6 protein-coding genes are annotated in these 23,350 nt (G+C 73.5%); all 6 read left to right on the top strand.

Annotation, left to right across the window (positions count from 1 at the left end; all coding sequences use genetic code 11):
- Window positions 1-48 precede the first annotated feature (48 nt).
- The 6 genes from B1H29_RS04720 (at window position 49) to B1H29_RS39810 (ending at window position 23,342) form a co-directional block, all read left to right on the top strand.
- Window positions 49-1,371, top strand: coding sequence for an NAD(P)/FAD-dependent oxidoreductase (locus B1H29_RS04720; protein ID WP_055420960.1), 1,323 nt, complete (start codon window positions 49-51; stop codon window positions 1,369-1,371).
- A 65-nt stretch (window positions 1,372-1,436) separates the two neighbouring features.
- Window positions 1,437-2,732 carry a cation:proton antiporter gene (locus tag B1H29_RS04715; RefSeq protein ID WP_079160021.1) on the top strand — a complete coding sequence of 432 codons (1,296 nt, stop codon included), beginning with the start codon at window positions 1,437-1,439 and terminating at the stop codon, window positions 2,730-2,732.
- Window positions 2,719-5,532, top strand: coding sequence for an AAA family ATPase (locus B1H29_RS04710; RefSeq protein WP_055420961.1), 2,814 nt, complete (start codon window positions 2,719-2,721; stop codon window positions 5,530-5,532). The genes B1H29_RS04715 and B1H29_RS04710 overlap by 14 nt, the downstream gene beginning before the upstream one ends.
- Window positions 5,533-5,573: 41 nt before the next feature.
- Window positions 5,574-7,223: an NAD(P)/FAD-dependent oxidoreductase gene (locus B1H29_RS04705; protein ID WP_055420962.1), complete on the top strand. Its 1,650-nt coding sequence runs from the start codon at window positions 5,574-5,576 to the stop codon at window positions 7,221-7,223.
- A 218-nt stretch (window positions 7,224-7,441) separates the two neighbouring features.
- Window positions 7,442-13,840, top strand: coding sequence for a type I polyketide synthase (locus B1H29_RS04700; protein ID WP_079160020.1), 6,399 nt, complete (start codon window positions 7,442-7,444; stop codon window positions 13,838-13,840).
- A gap of 58 nt (window positions 13,841-13,898) precedes the next feature.
- Complete coding sequence (locus B1H29_RS39810; RefSeq protein WP_055420963.1) at window positions 13,899-23,342, top strand: type I polyketide synthase; 9,444 nt, start codon at window positions 13,899-13,901, stop codon at window positions 23,340-23,342.
- The last annotated feature ends 8 nt before the right edge of the window (window positions 23,343-23,350 follow it).

Below are 23,350 nucleotides of genomic sequence, written 5' to 3'. Positions count from 1 at the left end.
GCCCGCTTCCGCGGGCCGGCCCGGGTTCGACAAGGGGAAGGTCTACGCATGTCATCCACTCTCTACGGGATTCCGCAACACTTCGACGTCATCGTCATCGGTGGCGGGCCCGCGGGGGCGACCACGGCCGGGCTCCTCGCCCAGCGCGGTCGCTCCGTGCTCGTACTCGACCGCGAGAGGTTTCCGCGCTACCACGTGGGAGAGTCGCTCATACCGGCGTTCATGCGCCCCATGCAGGAGCTCGGTCTCCCGGAGCGGATGGACGCCCGGGGCTTCGAGCGGAAGTACGGCGGTTCGCTGGTGTGGGGCAACAAGCAGGTCCCGTGGAACTTCTCCTTCATCAAGGGCGGTGCCCACGCCTACGCCTACCACACGCGCCGCGCCGATCTGGACTCGCTGATCCTGGACCGTGCCCGCGAACTCGGCGCGTACATCATCGAGGACGCGACGGTGAAGGAGCCGCTGCAGAACTCCGACGGCAGGGTCACCGGCATCCGCTTCGCGGTGCGCGGCGAGGACGACATCAAGGAGGCCACCGCCGGTCTCGTCATCGACGCCTCCGGCCAGGCCCGGGTGCTCAGCCGCCGCTTCACCGACCTGCGCTGGCACGACGAGCTGCGCAACGTCGCCATCTGGACGTACTTCGACAACTGCGACCGGCTGCCCGGGGACGAGTACACGAACATCCTCATCGAGGGCCTCGACGAAGGCTGGTTCTGGGCGATTCCGATCGACAAGGGCACCATCAGCGTCGGCTACGTGACGCGGTCCTCCACGGTCGGCGAGTCCGACAAGTCGCTCCAGGAGCACTTCGAGGCGGAGGTCGGCAAGTCCACCAAGCTGAAGAAGATGCTGGCGCCCGGCCGCCGTTCCGCCGGCTACCGCACGGCGCGTGACTGGTCGTACCACAGCGACCGGTTCCACGGCGACGGCTGGGTCCTCGTCGGGGACGCCGCGGCCTTCGTCGACCCGCTGTTCTCCACGGGCGTCGCGCTCGCGACGCTGGCCGGCAGTGTGCTGTCGCAGATCGTCGACAAGATCATCGAGTACCCGGAGATCGAGGAGAAGGCCCTCGACCGCTACGCCACCGCGTACTCGGGCTTCTTCGACGAGATCCGCGAGTTCGTCGAGCGGTTCTACGACCGCACCAAGTACAAGGAGTTCTACTACAGCCTGGCCCAGGAGATGATCGACCCGGAGAAGGAGAAGGAGCCCTCGGCCGACTTCGTGACGCTCATCTCCGGCCTCAGCGGGCGGCACCCGATGTTCAACATCAGTCTCGACGATCTGATACCGGGCGGCCTGGAGGACTCCGCGACCGGCTCCCCCGCCCCGGCAGCGAGCGCCGAGAGCACCGAAGCGGCGTCATGAGCAAGGGGCCAAGCAGGAGTCGCCCCCTTCGTGCCCCGCGACGTGATTGAGGTCTGTGCCCACTCATGACCAGCCATCAAGTGGCCCTGCTCTTCCTGGATGTCGCGCTCATCCTGATGCTGGCCCGCAGCCTCGGCACGCTGGCCGCCCGTATCGGCCAGCCGCCCGTCGTGGGCGAGATCCTCGGCGGCATCCTGCTCGGCCCGACTCTGTTCGGTACGTTTCTCTCCGACCACCTCTTCACCGCCGACGTACGTCCCCTGCTGACCGCGCTCGCCGACATCGGCGTCGTGCTCTTCATGTTCGTCGTCGGCCTCGAACTCGAACACCGGGCGCTGCGCGGCCGCACCAGAGTCAGCGCGGGTGCGGCCCTCGGTTCCACACTGGTGCCGTTCGGACTCGGTGTCGGCCTGGCCTTCTACCTGCTGCGCGGTCACGACACCGACCAGCGGGCGGCGTTCGTGGTCTTCGTCGGCCTGGCCGTGTCGGTGACGGCCTTCCCGGTGCTGGCCCGGATCCTCACCGACCGCGGCCTGTCCCGCACCGAGGTGGGCGGCCTGGCCCTGGCTACGGCCGCGCTGGTCGACGTGGTGGCCTGGACCGCGCTGGCCGCTGTGCAGGCCGTGGTCGGCGGCGCCGACGACTACTGGCGCGCGGCGCTGCTGCTGCCGTTCACGGGCCTCCTGCTCGTGCTCCGGCCGCTGCTGCGTCGGCTGTTCACCACGTCGGGCGGCAAGCCCAGGCCGTTCGCCGCCAACCATCTCGCGATCGTGCTGATCGGCGCGCTGCTCTCCGCCGCGGCCACCGAGGCCATGGGGATGCACTACATCTTCGGCGCCTTTCTCTTCGGCGCCGTCCTGCCGCGCGAAAGTATCGGCTCCCTGCGCGACGACCTGTGCGAGCGGACCGGCCAGGTCGCCTCGTTGCTCCTGCCCGTCTACTTCGTGGTGGCCGGCCTCAACGTCGATCTGCGCGGCCTGGGTACCGGCGAGGTCCTCGAGTTCGCCGCCATCGCGCTGGTCGCCGTCGGCGGCAAGTTCGGGGGCACCTACGTCGGCGCCCGCTCCCAGGGACTGCCCGCCCCGGGGGCGGCCACCCTGGCCGCCCTGATGAACACGCGGGGGCTCACCGAGCTGGTCATCCTCGGTGTGGGACTGCAACTGGGCCTTCTGGACGCGGAGTTGTACTCGCTCATGATCCTCATGGCGCTGGTGACCACGGCCATGACCGGACCACTGCTGACCGTGATCGACCGCCGCGGGGGTCTCGCGTCCCTGCGGGCCGGCCCCCTCGCCTCCGACAACGACGTCATGGGCGACGGCATCGGCACGGGTGGAAGGGGTAATCATGCGGCTCGTTGAACGTGACGACGAACTCGCCGCCCTGGGGGACATGCTCCGGCACGCGGCCGGAGGCCGCGGCGGGGTCACCGTCGTCAGCGGTGGCATCGGCAGTGGCAAGACCGAGCTCCTCGACGTGGTGCGCGAGCAGGCGACGGACGCCGGGTTCCTGACACTGCGGGCCACCGGGTCCTGGGCCGAGCGCCACTCTCCGGGCAGCGTCCTGGGGCAGTTGCCGCGGTACGCCGGCGCGCTCGCCGACGAGAGCGACGTCCTGGCCCAGGCGCTGCGACGCGTCGGCTCCATCCGCTCCGACGCCGACGGCGGAGCCTTCGAGCGGTGGCCGCTCGACCCGGCGACCACGGCCGCGCTGCACCAGTTGTCCACGGAAGTCGTGCGGATCTCCGAGCAGGCGCCCGTGCTGTTGTGCGTCGACGACATCCAGTACGCGGACGCCCTGTCCCTGCACTGGATCCTGCAGCTCGTGCGGGTCCTGCGCACCTCGTCCATCGCGCTGGTGGTCGCCGAGTGCACCCTGTCGAACTCGGTCCACCCCCATCTGCACGCAGAGCTGCTGCGCCATCCGAACTACCGGCGCCTGGATCTCGGCAACCTCTCACCCGACGGTGTCACCGAGGTGCTCGCCGACCACACGGACGCCGCCAGGGCCGCGGGGCTCGGCGCGGAGTGCCATCGCGTCACCGGAGGGAACCCGCTCCTCGTACGGGCCCTGGTGGAGGACCAGCGGCACAGCACCACGCTGTCCGACACCGCGCCGGAACTCGTCGTCGGGGACGGCTACGCGGATACCGTCCTGAGCTGTCTGCACCGTGGCCGTACGCCCGCCCTGCAACTGGCACAGGTACTCGCCGTACTGGACGGGCCGGACCCCGGCATGCAGCTCGCCACCCGGCTCCTCGAACAGGAGCCAGCGGTCGTCGACCAGTGCGGAGCCGCGCTGGAGGAGGCGGGGCTGATCGCGGACGGTCGGCTGCGCCACCCCGTGGCCCGCGCCGCGGTGCTGCGCAACCTCTCCCCGTACCTGCGTCGCGACCTGCACCGCAGAGCCGCGGAACTGCTGTACAAGGACGGGGCGAGCGCCGTCCGGATCGCCCCCCACCTCCTCGGAGCCGAGCACGACCTCGAGAGCTGGGCCCCCGCCATACTCCGCGAGGCAGCCGAGCGCTACCTCGCGGGCAACCGTGCCGCGGACGCGCACGCCTGCCTGGACGCGGCGCTCTCCGCGAGCCAGGACGACGGCGAGCGCGTCGCGCTCAAGGCACAGTTGGCGGGCACGGCCTGGGTGCTCAACCCCTCGATCAGCGCCAGGCACCTGGGTGATCTCGCCTCGGCGCTGCGCGACGGACGGCTTCCCGACCGGCACGCCCTCATGCTGGCCAAGCACCTGCTGTGGCACGGCCGCTTCGAAGAGGCCGTCGAGGCCATCGAGCGGATGGGAGAGCGAGCCGACCCGGACCCCTCGAACGACGCCGAGATCCGGGCCACCCGCGAACTCCTCTCCTCCACCTATCCGCCGCTGGTCCACTCAGCCGTGCTCGCCGTACCGTCAGCCCCGGGTCCCGCGCCGGTCCGCAGGGCGGACGGCGACGCTCGGATCCGGGGCGCCGCGGCGCTCACCCGGGTGCTCACCGGCGGGCCGAGTACCGCCGCCGCCGACGACGCGGAAGCGGCCATGCGTGAGCTGCGGCTGGGCAAGAACACCCAGGAATGGATCATGTGCGCGGTCGCTGCGCTGCAGTTCGCGGACCGTTTCGACGCGGCCGGTAGCTGGTGCGACCACTGGCTGGCCGAGGCCCGGGCCCGCAACGTACCGCTGTGGGAGGCCGAGTTCGCCTCCATGCGGGCGGGCATCCTGCTGCGTCAGGGCGACCTGGAGAGCGCACGCCGGCTGTCCGAGACCGCGCTGGCGAAGGTGTCCGCCAAGAGCTGGGGGGTCTGCCTCGGCGGACCACTGGCCAACCTCGTGCAGGCGGCCACCGAGATGGGCGACTTCGAGGCCGCCGAGGAGTACCTCGAAGTGCCGGTGCTCGACGGGATGTTCTCCACCCGTTTCGGCCTGTACTTCCTGCATGCCCGAGGCCGCTTCCACCTGGAGACCGGCCGTCCCTACGCCGCGCTCGACGACTTCTCGGCCTGCGCCGAGCTGATGCGCGGCTGGGGCTTCGACCAGCCCGCGCTGGTGCCCTGGCGCTCCGAGTCGGCCCGTGCCCACCTCGCCCTCGGCGACCGTGACCGGGCGCACGCGCTGGCCCGCGAGGAGTTCTTGCTGCTCGGCCCGGATCGCACCCGTTCGCGCGGCATCACCCTGCGGGTCCTCGCCGCCACCGGAGACCCCGCGGACCAGGTCGGGCGGCTCACCAGGGCCGCCGAGATCCTGCAGGAGAGCGGCGACCGGCTGCAGGCGGCCGGTGCGCTCGCCGACCTGGGCCGCGCCCACCGCGAGACGGGCCGTCCTTCGCGCGCGCGTCCCGTCCTGGAGCTGGCCGCCCGGCTCGCCGAGCGGAGCGGCGCGAAACCGCTCACCGCCGCCGTGGCCTGCGACCTGGCGGAGATCGGCCGGCGCGGCGTCCGTGCCGCGGGCGACCGCGCCGAGCGGGCCGCCGCCGTCGGCCGGCTCAGCGGCGCCGAACGACGGGTGGCCGCGCTGGCCGCGCGCGGCCACACCAACAGGGAGATTGCCGAGAAACTCTGCATCACCGTCAGCACGGTGGAACAGCATCTCACCCGGGTCTTCCGCAAGATCGGCGTGCGGGCGCGCCGGGAACTCCCCGCGGAAATCGTCCTCGACATGGCCGAATGAGACACACGCGCATGCGACCCCGACAGTGAGGGAGACGACATATGACCGCCTCGAACCCGAGCGCCGAACAGTACGACGTGGCGATACTGGGCAGTGGTATGGCCGGCGGAATGCTGGGAGCGGTCCTGGCCCGCAACGGCGTGAAAGTTCTGCTGCTCGACGCGGGAACTCATCCGCGCTTCGCGGTGGGTGAGTCCACGATCCCCTACACGTCGGGAATGACCCGGCTCATCGCCGACCGTTACAACGTACCCGAGCTGAAACCGCTGTCCAGCCACAAAGGCATCAGTTCACAGGTGTCCAGGTACTGTGGACAGAAGCAGAACTTCGGGTTCGTGTATCACGAAGAGGGGAAGCTGCAGGACCCCGGGAAGATCAATCAGTTGGTGGTTCCGTCCGCGATCCGTACCGAGACGCATCTCTTCCGCCAGGACATCGACTCGTATCTGTTCAATGTCGCGGTGAAATACGGAGCCCACCCGCGCCTGGCCACCCGCATCGCCGATGTCGAGATCGACCCGGAAAAGGGTGCGCTGCTGCGTACCGAGCGCGGTGAGGAATTCCGTGCGAGCTATGTCGTCGACGGCAGCGGATTCCGCTCGCCGCTCGCCGAAAAGTTCGAGCTGCGCGAGACACCGACCCGGGCGAGGACCCACTCCCGCACGCTGTTCACCCACATGATCGGCGTGACGCCCTTCGACAAGGCGCCGGCGGCCAGGAAGCACGATCAGCCCAACCCGTGGCATCACGGCACGCTGCACCACGTCTTCGACGGCGGCTGGCTGTGGGTCATCCCGTTCGACAACCACCCGGAGTCGATCAACCCGCTGTGCAGCGTGGGCCTGACCCTCGACCCCCGGGTCTTCCCCAAGGACGAGACCCCCGGCCAGCAGGAGTTCGACGCGTTCCTCGGGCGGTTCCCGGAGATCGCCTGGCAGTTCAGGAACGCCAAGGCGGTACGCCCCTGGGTGTCCACCGGACGCCTCCAGTACTCCGCCAAGCAGGTCGTCGGCGAGCGCTTCTGCCTGACGTCGCACGCCGCCGGATTCATCGACGCGCTGTACTCGCGCGGGCTGACCAACACCCTGGAACTCGTCAACGCCCTTGGCTGGCGGCTCATCGCGGCCTCCCGCGACGGAGACTGGTCCCAGGAGCGGTTCAACTACCTGGAGACGCTCCAGCAGGGCCTGTTCGACTTCCACGACGATCTCGTCTACAGCTCCTTCGTGGGATTCCGGGACTACGAACTGTGGAACGCCGTCAACCGCACCTGGATGCTCGGCACCATGCTGGGCAATGTGATGCTGGAGGACGCCTATTACCGGTACACCCGCACCGGGGACGAGGATATCCTCCTGGAGCTGGAGAACAGTAAGCGCCCGGGATCTCCGCTCCCAGTCAGTGATGGGTTCAACAGAATGGGCGTCCTCGCGCGCGAAGTGTGCGAATCCGTCGAATCGGGATCGGTCACACCTACCGCGGCCGCCGCCCGGATTCTGGAGCACGTCCGGCAAGCGGACTTCATCGCTCCGTCATTCAGGTTCGGCGAGCGTGACACCCGGTGCTTCAATATGTCGCCGGCCAAGATGGCGACCAATGCCGTGTGGTGCCGCAGGGAGGCCCCGCCCGAGATCGGTCCGAGAATGATCAACGCGAGCAAGGGCCTGGTGCGGATGCGGCTGCGCGGCTGAGTGCGCGAGGTACACCACTCCGCACCGGGAACGACAAACCCCTACCGAATAGGTAGGGGTTTTCGCTTGAGAGCGCGAAATGAGGGGTGTCGAGGCCGTTCCCGATCAACGTACGCTGCCGATACCTCTCGGGATTCTCTCCACACCGAGTGTGTCGCAGTGCGACGAAGTTCAAGGGGGTTTCCGCCCCGGATCCGTAACCGTCCGGAAGGCAGCGCATGGTCGCGAACACAGCAGACGACGCCGCGGAATCCATCGCCGTGGTCGGCATGGCAGGCCGCTTCCCGGGAGCCGCCGACACGGACGCTCTGTGGCGGCTGCTGATGGACAGGGGCGACGCGATCGGCCCGGTACCGGCGGACCGGTGGGACGCGTCCGCGTCCCTCGACCCGGAACGCGAGATCCAGGGCGTCGGAGGGTTCCTGGAGGACGTGGACCGCTTCGACGCCGCCTTCTTCGGCATCTCACCGCGCGAGGCCGCCGCGGTCGACCCGCAGCAGCGCCTCATTCTCCACGAGGCCTGGCGGGCCCTCGAGGACGCCGGCGTCCGCGCGAGCGACCTGGAGGGCACCCGCACCGGTGTGTACGTGGGAGCCTCCTGGCACGACTACGAGCTGCTGCGCAAGGAGCGTGCCGCCCGGCCCACCCCGCACAGCCTCGTCGGCAACGCCCTCGACGTGATCGCCGCTCGGGTGTCGTACGTGTTCGGCCTGCGCGGGCCGAGCCTGACCGTGGAGACCGGCTGCTCCTCCTCGCTGGTGGCGCTCCACCTGGCGGCACAGGCGTTGCGCCAGGGCGAGATCGAGGCGGCCCTCGTCGGCGGTGTGAACCTGATGCTCGACCCCCATGTGACCATCGGGCTCACGCACTTCGGGGCCCTGTCGCCCGACGGCCGCTGCGCGACGTTCTCGGCGCACGCCAACGGCTTCGTACGCGGTGAAGGCGTCGCCGTCCTCCATGTGAAGACCCTGGAACGCGCCCTCGCCGACGGCGACCGGGTGCACGCCGTCATCCCGCGCACCGTCGTCAACAACGACGGCGGCGGCGAGAGCCTGGTCACGCCGAGCCCCGAGGGACAGCGCGACCTGCTCACGCGCGCGTACGGGGACGGGGTCGTGCCGCTCGACTCCGTCGCCTACATCGAGGCACACGGCACCGGCACCGGACGGGGCGACCCGATCGAGGTGACCGAGATCGGCCGGGCCGTGGCCCGGCCCCGCACCGGCGGCCCGCTGGCCGTCGGCTCGGTGAAGACCAACATCGGCCACCTGGAGGCGGCCGCGGGGATGGCGGGACTCTTCAAGATCCTGCTCGCGCTGCGCCACCGCACCGTTCCGCCCAGCCTGCACTCCGCCGAACTCAACCCCGGCATTCCGTTCGACGACCTGAACCTGCATGTCGTGCGCGAGCCCCTGCGGCTGCCGGCCGGAGGGACACTCGCGATGGGTGTGAACTCCTTCGGCTGGGGCGGCACGAACGCGCACGTCATCGCGGTGAGCCCGCCCGAGCCGACCGCCGAGGCGACCCGCGGGGACCTGTCCAGGGGCCCGGCGACGGGCCTGGCGCCCCTGGTGCCGCTGTCCGCGAAGGACCCCCGGGTGCTGGCCCGCCGGGCAGCGGAGCTCGGGGCCGCGCTCGACGGCCTCGACCTCGCCGATGTCGCGGGCACCCTCGCCAGGCGGCGGGACCACTTTCCGGTGCGCGCCGCGTTCCTCGCCGCCGACACCGCACAGCTCGCCGGCAAGCTCGACGCGTTCGCCACCGGGGGCGCCGAGGTGGACGGCGTGGCCCAGGGCCGGGCCACAGGACGCGGACGCACCGCGTTCGTCTTCCCCGGACAGGGCTCGCAGTGGAGTGGAATGGGCCGCGAACTGTACCGGGACAGCCCGCTGTTCGCCGACGTGATCCGCCGCTGCCGGGCCGCCCTCGCCCCGCACGTCACCTGGGACCTGCTCGACATCTTCACCGGCGACGCGGGCGACGCGTGGACCAAGCGCATCGACATGCTCCAGCCCACTCTCTGGGCCATGTCACTGGCCCTGGCCGAGGTGTGGCGGGCCTCGGGTGTCGAGCCGGACGTCGTGCTCGGCCACAGCCAGGGCGAGATCACCGCGGCCACCCTCGCGGGCATCCTCAGCTACGAGGACGCCGCCCTGGTGACGGCACGGCGCAGCGCGATCGCCATGCGTACCTCGGGACAGGGCCGGATGCTCGCCGTCGACCTGGACCGGGAGGCGGCCGCGGCGGCGCTCGAGGGGTTCGAGGACAGTGTGTCCCTCGCCGTGCACAACGGACCCAACTCGTGCGTTCTCTCCGGAGAGAAGGACGCCGTCCTGATGCTCAAGGAACTCCTGGAGGCCGACGGCACGTACTGCAGGCTCGTCAACGTCGACTACGCCTCGCACAGCCCGCAGATGGACCCGCTCGAAGCGGACCTCCTCACCGCGCTCGGGCCCGCCGCACCGCGCGAGGGCACGATCGCCCTCATGTCGACCGTACGGTGCCAGGTCCTCGACGGCGCCGAGCTGGACGCCGCCTACTGGGTGGAGAACCTGCGCAGCCCGGTCCTGTTCGCCGACGCGATGGAAGCGCTGCTCGACGACGGGGTCACCCACGTCGTCGAGATCAGCCCGCACCCCGTGCTGGCCCCGGCCGTCGAGCAGCTCGGTGCCGGGCGGGAGCGACAGCCCGCCGTGCTCACCACGCTGCGCCGGCACCATGGCAGCCCCGACGACCTGGCGCTCGCGCTCGCGGAGGGTTACGTCAGCGGTCTGGAGCCGTTCGGTTCGCTGCCCCGCACCCCCCTGGCGCCGGTGCCCGGCTATCCGCTGGAGGGCGACCGGCACTGGACGCCGCCGCGGCAGCGCGGTTCCGGCGCGGTGCGCGGCTTCGACCCGGAGCCGGTGCCCGCGCCCGGGCGCCCCGATGTGTGGCAGGCGGATCTCGAACTCGCCGTGCCGGACCTGCCGTGGCTCGCGGACCACCGCGTGTACGACACGGCCGTGCTGCCCGGTGCCGGGATGCTCACACTGGCCGTGCACACGGCACGGGCCCGCCTCGGGGCAGGCTCCCTGCGCGTCGACGACGTCGTCTTCCACAAGGAGGTCACGGTCGGCGACGACCCGGTGCGGCTGGCCGCCGAGTGGCACGGCGACGGCGGCGCGCGCGGCGCGTTCCGCCTCCTGTCACTGCCCTCGCAAGCCGCGGAGTGGACGGTGAACGCGACGGCACGCGTCGCCCCGGACCACGGCCGGGAGGCACTCCCGGAGTTCCCCGCCTGGTACGACGATGAGGTGGGGTACGGCCCGGACGCCCGGTACCGGGACGCCCCGCACGGCGTCCCCGCCCCGGCCGGCCCGGTGGCCGCCGACACCTTCTACGACACCTGTGCCGCGCGCGGCCTCCACTACGGTCCGGCCTTCCGCTGCGTGAGGTCGGTACGGGTGCGGCCCGACGCCGGCGAGGCCGTGGGCGAGGTGGTGCTCGGGGAGCGGCTGCGCGCGTCGAACCGGCGGCACGTCCTGCACCCGGCGCTGTGGGACGGCGCGTTGCAGGTCTCGCTGTGCCTTGGCGGCGCGGACGGAGAGGCACTCGTGCCCACGTCCGTGCGCGCGGTGCGGCTGCTGAACGACCACGACCAGCCGGTCACACGCCTGTGGTCGCACGCCGTGCGGCGCCCGGAGGGCGACCTGGACGTCATCGTCTTCGACGAGGAGCGCAAGCCGCTGCTGCTGATGGAGGGCCTGACGCTGCGGCCCCTGCCGGGCGGCGGCGGCGCGGTGTCGGACGCGGAGCGGCTGCACCGCGTGGAGTGGACCGACACGGAGGACGGAACAGAGAGCGGAATGGACGGCGGCACGCTGGCCGGTACCGACGCCGGCCGCTGGCTCGTCGTGGGGGAGACCACCGGCGTGCCCGCCGAACTCGCCCGTGCACTGGAGGAATCGGGCGCCCACGTGGTGTGTGCCGAGGCGCCGCCGCTCACGGGCGACGGGCAGGAGCTCGACCTCGGTGCCGTCGGCGCCGGTGAGGTGGACGGAGTCGTGTTCGTCGCGCCGGGGCCCGCCGCGGGGCACGCGGCGCAGCGTGCGGGCCTCGGCGCGCTCGCCGCGGTCGTCCGCGGCTGCGTCGCACTCGGCGTACCGCCCCGGCTCACGGTGGTCACCGACCGCGCGCAGGGGGCGGGCGGCGAACACGTGCCCGACCCGGGCGCCGCCCAGTACTGGGGTTTCACCCGCGTACTGCGCAGGGAGCACGGCGAGCTGGAACCGCGCCTGGTCGACGTGGTCACCGACGGTGCCGACTGGGCGAAGACCTGCGCCGCGGAGATCCTCGGCGCGGGCACCGACGACCAGGTCGCGCTGCGGGGCGGGCGACGGCTCACGGCCGGCATCGTGCGCGGTCCCGCGCTCGGCTCGGTGACGGGGCTGCCCGCGCCGCGCACCGGCCCTCAGCCGTTCGCGGTCCGGCCCCTGCCCCGGGGAACCGTGGACTGCGTACCGTTGGAGCGGCGCGCACCCGGCCCGGGCGAGATCGAGATCGAGGTCTCCGCGGCGGCTCTGGACCAGACCGACGTGCGTACCGCCGGAGCCGGCCCACGTCCGCCCCGCCGCGAGGGCGGCACCCCCGGAGCCTCGTCCGCCATTCCACCGTCCGACGGCGTCACCACGGGCGCCGGCCCGGGCGCGGCGGTGTTCGGGCACTCCTGCGCCGGAGTCGTCGTCGCGGCCGGTCCCGACGCAGGCGGACTCGCCGTCGGCGACCGCGTCGTGGCCTACGCGCCCGGCGCGCTGGCCAGCCACCTCACGGCGCACGTCGGACGCGTCCGGCCGATACCCGACGGACTCGGCGACGAGGACGCGGCCGGGCTGGTCCTCCCTCTCGTGACCGCCTGGCACGCGCTGACCGGTCCCGGCCGCCTGCGCCGGGGGGAGACGGTCCTCGTCCATACGGCGGGGGACGGACTCGGCGCCGCCGCCGTGCGGGTCGCACACGAACTCGGCGCACGCGTCATCGCCTCCGCGGCCACCACCGAGAGCCGTGCCCGGTTCACGGCACTGGGCGTCGGCGACGTCTTCGACAGCGAGGATCCGTACTGGCACGACCGGGTACGCGCGGCCACCGGAGGCCGAGGGGCCGACATCGTCCTGGGGCCGCTCACCGGTACGGCCGTTCGGTCGGACCTCGAACTCCTCGCCCCGGGCGGCCGGTTCGTCGACACCGGCGACCACGGCCCGGGCGGCGGCTCGATCGGGCTCGACGCGCTGCGCGGCGGCGTCAGCCTCGCCACCGTCGACATCCCCGCCCTGGTCAGGACGGAGCCCGAACGGTTCGCCCGGCTCCTGCGCGACGTGTGGGATCTCGTTGCCGAAGGACGGCTGGAGGCTCTTCCGGTGCGCCGTCACTCCTTCGCCGACGTGCCGCGCGCCCTGCGCGACGTACCGCGCGGCGAGCGCGTCGTCCTCACCGGGCCGAAGGACATCACCGGTGTGACACCCGTGCCGCTTCCCGGCGGCCGGTTGCGGGCCGACGGCACCTACCTGATCAGCGGCGGTCTGGGCGCGCTCGGGCTCTCGCTCGCCGAGTCCCTCGCCCGCGCGGGAGCCGGACACCTGGTCCTGCTCGGCCGCTCGGCGCCGCCCCCGGAGGCGGAGCTGCGGCTCGCGGCGCTGCGCGTCGACGGCACCAGGGTCGAGACGGTGCGCTGCGACGTCGGCGACCGTGCGGCCCTCGACCGGGTGCTCGCCGAGAGGCGCGCGGTCCTGCCGCCGCTGCGCGGGGTGGTGCACGCGGCGGGGCTCCTCGACGACGCAACGGTCCTCAACATCACCTCCCGGCAGCTCATGTCGGTGCTCACGCCGAAGGCGGACGGGGCGCGCAACCTCGACGCGGCGACCGAGGCCGATCCACTGGACTTCTTCGTCCTGTTCTCCTCGGCGGCGACCCTCGTCGGCAATGCGGGCCAGGCCGTCTACGCCGCGGGCAACTCCTATCTCGACGCGGTCGCCGAATCCCGCAGGCGCCGCGGTCGTCCCGCGCTGAGCGTCCAGTGGGGCCCGGTCACCGACGTCGGTCTGGCCGCCGACGCCGACGGGCGGCGCGGTGCACGGCTCGCGGAGCGCGGCATGGGCGGCATCACGGCCGAGGAGGTCTGGCCGGCCCTGGTGCGGCTGCTCGACGGGGACGACCCGGTCGTCGGCTACGTACCCATCGATCTGCGGCAGTGGTTCGACGCCTATCCGGACACCGCCGCCCTCAAGAGCTGGGAGCGGCTGCGCGCCGTCGCCCGCGACAGCGGGCACACCGGCGCCTCGGGTGCCGAGTTCCGTGCGCGGCTGCGCGCGGCCGCCCCCGAGGAGCGGGCCCCGCTCGTGGAGGCCACGGTGCGCGAACTCGCCGGCCGCGTACTGCGCGTGGACCCCGCGGCCATGGACGGCGAGACGCCGTTCAAGGAACTGGGTCTCGACTCGCTGATGAGCCTGGAACTGCGCAACCGGCTCGAGGCGGCGCTCGGCCTCAAGCTGTCGCCCACCCTGCTGTGGTCCTACGGCAGCCCGACCGCGCTCGCCGGAGCGCTCGCCGGGCAACTGCTCGCGGCCCCGTCGCAAGAGCAGTGAGCGAGCCCACCACACCGCTTCCTACCTCCGTCCCACCCGTCTGCGAGGAACTCCGCACATGGACAGTCCCCACCAGGATCACCAGGAACACCGCGAGGCCGACGGCCCGACCGCGGACGGCGCGGCGCCCGGAACCAAGCAGACCCCGCTGACCCGCGCCTTCGCCACCATCCGCAACCTCCAACGGCGCCTGGACGAGCAGCAGGCCAACCAGCCGATCGCCGTCGTCGGCGTCGGCCTCCGGCTGCCCGGCTCCATCGACGGCCTGGACGGCTACTGGACGGCCCTCGCGGAAGGCCGCGACCTCGTGCGGCCGATGCCGGCCTCCCGCAAGGGCCCCTTCGCGCGTGAGTGGGAGGGGCTGCCGCAGCGGGGCGGCTTCCTCGACGAAGTCCTGGACTTCGACGCCGACTTCTTCGGCATCAGCCCCCGCGAGGCCCGCCACCTCGACCCGCAGCACCGCATGCTGCTCGAAGTGACCTGGGAGGCACTGGAGAACGCGGCGCTGCCCGCCGACGCACTCGCGGGCACCAGCGCCGGTCTCTACCTCGGCATCATGTGGCAGGACTACCGGGACTGGCTCACCGGGGAGCCCGACGCCTACTGGACGACCGGCAACGGCCACAACTTCGCGGCGGGGCGCATCGCCTACGCCCTGGGGCTGAACGGCCCCGCCATGTCCGTCGACACGGCCTGCTCCTCCTCGCTCGTGGCCGTGCACCTCGCGGTGCAGGCGCTGCGGCGCGGCGAGTGCGAGACGGCGTTCGCCGCCGGAGCCAACCTGATCATGTCGCCGCGGTCCATGCGGCTCGTGCAGGAGACCCGTTCCCTCTCACCGGACGGGCTGTGCCGCACGTTCGACGCGCGCGCGGCGGGCTTCACCCGCGGCGAGGGCTGCGGGGCCGTCGTTCTCAAACGCCTGGACCACGCGCTGCGCGACGGGGACCGCGTGCACGCCGTGATCCGCGGATCGGCGCTCAACCAGGACGGGCGCTCCGGCGGCTTCACCGCACCGAACGTCCTCTCCCAGGTCTCCCTCATCGAGACGGCCCTGTCCACGGCCGGACTCGAACCGTCCGACATCGGATACGTCGAGGCGCACGGCACCGGCACCTCCCTCGGTGACCCGATCGAGATGGAGGCGCTCGCCACCGCCCTCGGGCGGCGCAACGGCGGGGCGCCCCTGCCCGTCGGCGCCGTCAAGACCAACTTCGGTCACCTGGAGTCGGCGGCGGGAATCGCCGGGCTCGTCAAGGCGGCGCTCTGTCTGCGGCAGCGCCGGATCCCGCCCGTGGTGCACTTTAGGACGCTCAATCCGCGTATCGACCTCTCCGGCACGGGCATCACCGTGCCCACAGCTCTGGAGGAGTGGCCCGAAGGAGCCGGAGACCACGCGGCGGTCAGCTCCTTCGGGATGAGCGGTACGAACGCGCACGTCATCCTCGGCCTGCCGACCGACGAGGAGCGCGCCGCGCACGAGCAACCCCGGCCCGACGTACCCGTCAGGGAGTTCGAGCTGTCCGCCAGGACGCCGCAGGCGCTGCGCGCACTGGCGAGCGCCTGTGCCGAACGCCTCGGCGGGCTGGCCGACACCGACTACGCGGCCTTCGCGCACACGGCGGGCGCCGGCCGGGCACGCCTGGAGGTCCGGGCCCGCGTCGTCGCGGGCGATCCCCGCACGGCGGCGGCCGCGCTGCGCGCCCTGGCGTCCGGCACCCCCACCCCGGACGTGTCCGTGGTGGACACGGCGGACGGCGACGCCCGGGCCGAGCGACCCGGCGGCGACCTGCCGCGTCGGGTCATCGACCTGCCGGGCTATCCGTGGCAGCGCCGGCGGTACGCGCCCGAAGGCATCGAGAAGCGCGCCGTGGAACGCCCGGACGCCGAGCCGACGCGCCGTCACCGACTGGTCTGGGAGGAAACGGAGCCGCCGGCCGCCACGGCGGCGGACGCGATGGCCCCGGACCTGGTGCTGGCCGGCGACGACGGTCCGCTCCTGACCGGCCTGGTCCGGGAGGCGGCGGCGCGCGGCGCACGCGGAACGGTGCTCGTGCCGCCGGACACGGTGCTGCCCGGGACGACGGACTGGGAACGCGCCCCGCTGCCCGCCGACCCCGACGAGTGGCGCGCCTTCTGGGCGACGCGAGCCGGGACCGGAGTGTCCCGCCTCGTCCTCGCACTGAAGGCGACCGCGTTCCCGGACGAGGACGAGATCCGGAGCCAGGCCCAGACCGCGACCGACACCAATACCGCGACCGACACCAATACCGCAGCCGATACCGATTCCGATACCGATACCGATACGGCGACCAAGGTCCGGAACGGAAGCGGGACCGGTGGCGCCGGCCGGAGCGACGACCCGAGGCGGCCGTCCGTGCCCGGCGCCGAGCTGTGCGCCGCCGTCACCGCCGCCGTCACCGTGGCGGCCGAGTCCGTGGCGGCCGAGTCCACGGGCACCCCCGCCGCCCTCGTGTACGCGGTGACACGCGCCGCCCGCCGCACCGGCCCCGCCGACCGGGTGGCCGCCACCGACCACGGCGCCCTGCACGGACTCGCGCCGGTACTGGGCCTCGAACTCCCCGCCGCCTGGGGCGGAGTCGTCGACCTGCCGCACGCGCCGACACGCGACGACCTCGGTGCGCTGCTGACTCTCACCGCCACCCGGGCCCCGCAGCCGGACGGCGCGCAGCCCCGGATCATGGAGGACCTCGCAGCCGTGAGGGACGGGCGCGTCCTCGGCGCGCGACTGCGGCCGGAGCCCCTGCCCGACACCACGGGACTGCCGGTACGTCCCGACGCGACCTACGTGGTCACCGGTGGACTCGGCGCAGTGGGCCGGGAGTTGTCCGCGGAACTGGTACGCCGCGGCGCACGGCACCTGCTGCTGATCGGACGCAGGGACGAGGACGCGCTGGGGCGGCAGGCCGCCGACGCGCTCGCCGAACTGAGGCGGTGCGCCGGGCGGGTGGTCTACCGGGGCGGCGGCTGCGACACGCCGGCCGCGCTGGCCGCCGCCTGCGCCCCGCTCGACGAACTGCCCCCGGTGCGCGGGGTGATCCACGCCGCCGGCACCGTCGAGCGGCACCCGGCCGCCCGTACCGGCGCCGCCCTGTTCGGCCGCGCCCTGCGGGACAAGGCCGCGGGCGCCTGGTGGCTGCACCGGGCCGCTCGGGACTGGGACGTGGACTTCTTCGTACTCGTCTCGTCGGTCTCCGCCGTGTGGGGCACCGATCAGTGCGCCGCCTACGCCGCGGCCAACGGAAGCCTGGACGCCCTCGCCGCGCACCGCGTGTCCCGGGGGCTGCCCGCCGTGAGCGTGGCCTACGGCCCGTGGGCACTGGACGGCCAGGGCATGGCCGACGGCGCGGCGCGCGACCAGTACGCCCGTCTCGGTGTCGGGGCGCTCGACGCCGAGGCGGGGCGCGCGGTCCTGGCCGCGAGGCCGGCCGCGGACAGCGGGCACGTCGTGGCCTGCCCCCTGGACCTTCCGCGCTTTCGGCGGTTGATGTCCGCGCTGCGGCCCCGCGGCCTGACCTCCGTGCCCGAAGCGGCTGGGGAGCGGTCCGACCGGGCCGCATCCAGCGAGCCCGTTGTCGTGCACCGGCTCGCCGAGCTACCGGACCGGGCTCGCGCGGACGCGGCCGGCACCCACGTCGCCCGCATCCTCGCGGACATCCTCGGACACGACGACGAACGGTCCGTGCGCCGCGACACCGGCTTCTTCGACCTCGGCCTCGACTCGATCGCGGCCGTCGATCTGGTGGCCAGGCTCTCCGCCGCCTTCGTCACGCCGCTGCTGCCCGCCGATGTCTTCGACCATCCCACCGTGACCGAACTGGCCGCGTTCCTGTTGACCAGGTCCGCGAGCGGGACCGATCCGGCCGCCCCGGGCGGCCCCGCCCCCGAGCCCACCGGGGCGAAGCGCCGTCGGCGCCCCGTCCCCGAAGCCGACGCCGGGCCGGCCCGGGTCCCCGCCGCCGTAGCCGAAGCGGCGCAGCGCGCCGACGACGGAGCACTCGACGACGGAGCACTCGACGACGGAGCACCCGAGGACGGCACACCGGACGCGGGGGAACCCGTCGCCATCGTCGGTATGGCCGGGCGCTTCCCGGGCGCCGACTCCGTCGACGAACTGTGGGACCTGCTCCGCGAGGGCCGGGACGGCGTCGGCACCATGCCCCGCGAGCGCCGGGAGGCACTGCACGTCCGCGACGACGGGCCCGTCACCAGCGACCAGGGCGGCTATCTGCGGGACATCGACCGGTTCGACGCCGACTTCTTCGGCATCCCGGCCCGCGAGGCCCAGAATCTCGATCCGCAGCAGCGGCTCCTGCTGGAGTCGGCCTGGCACGCCCTGGAGGACGGCGGCATCGACCCGCGCCGCCTGAAGGACACCAGGACCGGTGTGTTCGTCGGCGTCAGCTACGCCGACTACGCGCGCCTGCTCGCCCAGGGGGGAACGGACGGGCTCGACGCGTACTACGGCACCGGCACCGCCCTGAACGCGGCGGCCGGGCGCATCGCCTACGTGCTCGGCCTGACCGGACCCGCCCTCGCCGTCGACACGGCGTGCTCCTCGTCGCTCGTGGCGCTCCACCTGGGCATCCGGTCGCTGCGCTCGGGCGAGAGCGACACCGTGCTCGCGGGCGGCGTCAACGTGATCCTCGACCAGACCGCGTCCATCGCCGTCAGCCGCGCCCACATGCTGTCGCCCGACGGGCGCTGCCGCACCTTCTCCGCCGACGCGAACGGGTTCGTGCGCTCCGAAGGCTGCGGAGTGCTCGTCCTCAAGCGCCTCGCCGACGCCCTGCGCGACGGCGACCCCGTCCTGGCCGTCGTGCGCGGCAGTGCCGTCAACCAGGACGGCGCCTCGTCCGGGCTCACCGCGCCGAGCGGCGCCGCACAGGAGGCGATGCTCACGGCCGCCCTCGCCGACGCGGGGACGGACGGCGCCGAGATCTCCTACCTGGAGGCCCACGGCACCGGCACCACGCTCGGCGACCCCATCGAGATCGGCGCGGCCTGGCGGGTCCTCGGCCCGGACCGCAAGCCGGGCGCCCCGCTGAAGATCGGGTCCGTCAAGAGCAACATCGGGCACTGCGAATCCGCCGCGGGCATGGCCGCGGTCATCAAGACGGTGCTCGCGCTGCGGCACGGACTGCTGCCCGCCAATCTGCACTTCTCGGAACCCAACCCGCACATCGACTGGACTTCGATGAACCTGCGGGTCGTGGAGAGCCCCACACCGTGGCGTGCCTCCGCGGGGCCGCGCGTGGCGGGTGTCTCCGGCTTCGGCTTCACCGGGACCAACGCGCACATCATCCTGGCGGAGGCCCCCACCCCCGCCCCGGACGTCGACCAGGATCCCGCCCCCGGCACCGGCACCGAGACGGCCGACGATCCCCGGGCCGCCCGGCCGCTGTGCCTGCTGCCGCTCTCCGCGCCCGACGCCGCCGGACTCGACCGGCTCTCCTCCGCATGGCGTCACCGCATCGAACGGGCCGCCCCCGGGGAACTCCCGGGCCTCGCCCGCACCGCCGGCGCCGGCCGCGCCCACTTCCCGTACCGCAGGGCGCTGCTCGGCCGCGACCGCGACCAGCTCCTGGCGGGGCTGGACACCCCGGCGCCCGCCCCGCGGCAGGGCGGCGGCCCGCCGCGTGTCGCGTTCCTGTTCTCCGGCCAGGGCAGCCAGTACGCCGGCATGGGGCGCGAACTGTACGAGACCGAACCGGTGTTCCGTTCCGCGTACGACTCCTGCGACCGCGTCCTCGCACCGCTGCTCGGCGCCTCACTGACCGACCTCGTCCTGTACGCGGACGACCGAACAGCCGTGCACGAGACCCGGATCACCCAGCCCGCCCTGGTCTCCCTGGAGTACGCGCTGGCCGCGCTGTGGGAGTCCTGGGGGGTCCGGCCCGACGTCGTGCTGGGGCACAGCGTCGGTGAGATCTCCGCGGCGCTGTGCGCCTCGGTGATGGACCTCGACACGGGCCTGGCACTGATCGCGGAGCGTGCCCGGCTGATGCAGGCCACCGAACGCGGCGCGATGCTCGCCGTCGTCGCGCCGGAGCAGGACGCGGCGGCCTGGGCGGCGGAGGCCGGGCTCGACCTCGCCGCGGTCAACGGACCCAAGGCGACGGTTGTTTCCGGCGCCCCCGACGCGGTCGCCGTCCTGGAGAAGCGCCTCACCGGCCTCGGGGTGCGCCACCGCAGACTCAGCGTCTCGCACGCCTTCCACTCGGCGCTCCTCGACCCCGCCCTCGACGACTTCTCGGCGGCCCTCGCCCCGCTGGAGTTCGGACCGCCCGCCGTACCGCTGGTGTCGAACGTCACCGGCCGGCCGGCGGGTCCCGACGAGCTGGACGCCGCGTACTGGCGCGAGCACGCCCGCCGGCCCGTCCGGTTCCTGGACGGGGCACGGGAGCTGGCGGCACTCGACGTGGACGTCTGCCTGGAGATCGGACCGGACCGCACCCTCGTCAACCTCGTCAAGGCCGCGGGCGTCGCGTCTTTCGACGGCACCGCCTTCTCGCTGCGGCGCGGCGCTCCGGGCGGCGACACGATGCTCACGGCCGCCGCGAAGCTGTACGAGCTGGGCAGGGACCTCGACTGGCGGCGCGTCGGCGCCGCCGCCCGCGGCCGCTCCACGGGCCGGCTCGCCGCCCCGCTCTATCCGTTCGCGGACTCCAGGCACTGGACGCCCGCCGCCGCGCGGACGGCAGTCCCGGCGCCCCCGACCGCCACGGGGACGGGAGAAGCCCCGCCCTGGGGCGTCCCGCTGCGCTCACCCGCCCTGCGCGGCCGCGTCTTCGCCACCCGGCGCGGCACCGACTACCCCGCCCACCTCACCGACCACCGGCTCTTCGGCGTCGTCTCCGTGCCCGGCGCCTCCCAGACGGCCACGGCCCTCTCGGCGCTCGGCAGCGGCGGCACCCCGGTCGCCCTGGAGGACCTGCACTTCCCGCGCGCGCTGGTGCTGCGCGACGGCGAACGCTACGACCTGCAGATCATCGAGGCCGAACAGGCCCACGGCGCTCGCACGGTGAGCGTGCAGAGCCTGGTCGACGCCGGGCGCGGCCGGTGGCAGGAACACCTCGCCGCACGCGTCGTCGACCCGGGCCCGGCCGGGACGGCGCCGCCGCCCGACACGCGGGCCTTCGTCGCGAACGCTTCCACCCATGTGGACGGCGAGCGCTTCTACGCCCATCTGCGGGCCCTCGGCTACCACTTGGGCCCCTCCTTCCGCTGGATCCAGGAGGTGTGGATCGACGGTGACGAGGCGGTCGTACGCTTCGCCGAACCAGAGCGGATGAACGAGAGCCCGGACGGATACGAGATCCACCCGGGCCTGCTCGACTCGCTCCTGCAGTCCACGGTGGCCTTCGCGGTCGCCCGGACCGCACCCGGCTCCGTCACCGAGGAGACGTCCCTCGCCATCCCGTTCGCGGCCGCCCGGGTCGACTTCCCGGGACGGCCGCCGCGTGGCCCGGGCAGCGAACTCTGGGGCCACGTCCGGGTCGTACGCGATGCGCACGCCCGCCGGCCGGCGGACTTCCACGCCATCGGATCGGCGGACCTGCGGCTCTTCGACGGCACGGGTGGGACGGTGCTCGCCGTCGAGGAGTTCCGGTTCCGCGGTGCGCCGCGGGCGCTCCTGGAGCGGTCACTGCGGGAGCGCACGGGACATGCCCACGAGATGACCACCGAGCCGGTCACCGTCGCGGAGCCCACCGGGCGGCACCGGATCGCCGTCGCCGGCGCCGACCAGCCGCCGATCAAGCTGCTCGTGCGCGCCTTCGAGCAGCTCGGTCACCGGGTGACCACCGTGGACGCGCCCGAACTCCTCACCGCGGACGCGGACGCGGACCTGATCGTCGACACCCGGTTCGTCCTGCCGCCCGGCGGACCCGGCGCCGGCAGTCCGCCCGAGGCCGTCCTCGGCTGCGCGGCGGCGCTGGCCCGCACCCTGCGCGAGACGCCGCGGCACATCCCGTACGCCGTGATGAGCGCGGCGCCGCCCCCCGGCGCTCCCGGGCCCGACCCGGCGGCGCCGCTGCGCGACGCGCTCTGGGGGCTGCTCGCCTCGCTGGAGGCCGAGCAGCGGGACCGCAGTCTGCTGCGGGTCACGTCGCGTGCGGGAACCGGCCCGGACACCGTCGCCCGCGTCCTCACCGGAGCCCTGGAGGCAGGATTCCCCGAGCCCCGCCTGGAGATCGGCGCCGAGGGCACCGCGGCGGTCCGCCTGGTGCCGCGGGAAGAGCCCCTGCCCGACGGCGCCCCCGAGGGCGTCGCGGGCGCCGCCGCGCTGATCACCGGAGGCCTGGGCGCGCTCGGCCTGAGCACGGCCCGCGTCCTCGCCGGCTGGGGCGCGTCCGCCGTCACGCTCATGAGCCGTTCGGAACCCGACGCGGCGGCTCGGCACGTCATCGACGAGCTGACGGCGGGCGGCACCGCGGTCCAGGTGGTGCGCGGCGACGTCACCGACGCCGAGGACTGCCGACGCGCCGTCACGGAGGCCGCACGCCGGGCGCCGCTGCGGCTCGTGCTCCATCTGGCGGGCACCACCGACGACCGCGCCTTCGGACACCTCGACGAGCAGGCCTTCGCCGCCGTGTTCGCCGCCAAGGCGTCCGGCGCGGCGCGGCTCGCCGACGCACTGCGGGACCAAGGGCGGACCGAGGACCTGACCGCCCTCGTGCTGTACTCCTCCGTCTCGGCTGTGCTCGGCTCGGCGGGACAGGCCAACTACGCGGCCGCCAACGGCTACCTGAACGGTCTCGCCCGGACCCTGCGCGCCTCGGGCCTGCCCGCCACGAGCGTCTCCTGGGGGCCGTGGCAGCCCGCCGCCAAGGGCGGCCTCGCCGGGTCCGACGCCACCCGGCGGGCCATCGGCAGGCTCGGCATCAGCCCGCTCGACGACGAGGCCGCGGCCGGTCTTCTGCATCTCGCCGTCGCCGGGCAGGCCCCGCACCTGGTGGCCGTCGCCGTGGACACCGCGCAGTACGAACGGGCCGCGGGCCCCGCACGGGCGGCACTGCTGCGCGGCACCTCCCCGGCCCCGGAGCGGGAAGCGGACGGGGAGCCGCGCGGCTGGCTGCGACAGGACCTCGAGGGGCTCGACGCCGAGGCGGCCGACGAGCGACTGCGGACCGCCGTGCGCGAGTTCGCCGCCGAGGTGCTCGGCGAGCGCTTCGAGGCCGACGACGACCTGGGCTTCGGCGATCTGGGCCTCGACTCGATCATGGTCATCGATCTGCGGACCCGGCTCTCCCACGCCCTCGCCACGGACCTGCCCGCGACCGTCGCGCTCGACCACCCGACGGTCGCGCTCCTCGCCGCGTACCTCGCGGACGGCGCGGCCCGCACCGGGCAGGAGCCGGAGCCGGCCGCGCCCCGGACACCCGCCGCCGAACCGGCCCTCCCCCCGGCGGCCGACCCCGCGGCCCTGTCGTTCGACGAACTAGTCCAGGCCGTCCAGGCCGATCTGACCCGAGAGAAGTGAGGACGGAC

The organism is Streptomyces pactum, from assembly GCF_002005225.1.
GTDB lineage: Bacteria > Actinomycetota > Actinomycetes > Streptomycetales > Streptomycetaceae > Streptomyces > Streptomyces pactum_A.
Note: the sequence above shows the minus strand (reverse complement) of the source record. Positions and strands in the feature narration are given on the sequence as shown.

Bases quoted from the DNA above. Each gene is read 5' to 3' on its own strand.
- B1H29_RS04705 (WP_055420962.1), top strand. From the start codon at position 5,574: ATGACCGCCTCGAACCCGAGCGCCGAACAGTACGACGTGGCGATACTG.
- B1H29_RS39810 (WP_055420963.1), top strand. From the start codon at position 13,899: ATGGACAGTCCCCACCAGGATCACCAGGAACACCGCGAGGCCGACGGC.
- B1H29_RS04700 (WP_079160020.1), top strand. From the start codon at position 7,442: ATGGTCGCGAACACAGCAGACGACGCCGCGGAATCCATCGCCGTGGTC.
- B1H29_RS04710 (WP_055420961.1), top strand. From the start codon at position 2,719: ATGCGGCTCGTTGAACGTGACGACGAACTCGCCGCCCTGGGGGACATG.
- B1H29_RS04720 (WP_055420960.1), top strand. From the start codon at position 49: ATGTCATCCACTCTCTACGGGATTCCGCAACACTTCGACGTCATCGTC.
- B1H29_RS04715 (WP_079160021.1), top strand. From the start codon at position 1,437: ATGACCAGCCATCAAGTGGCCCTGCTCTTCCTGGATGTCGCGCTCATC.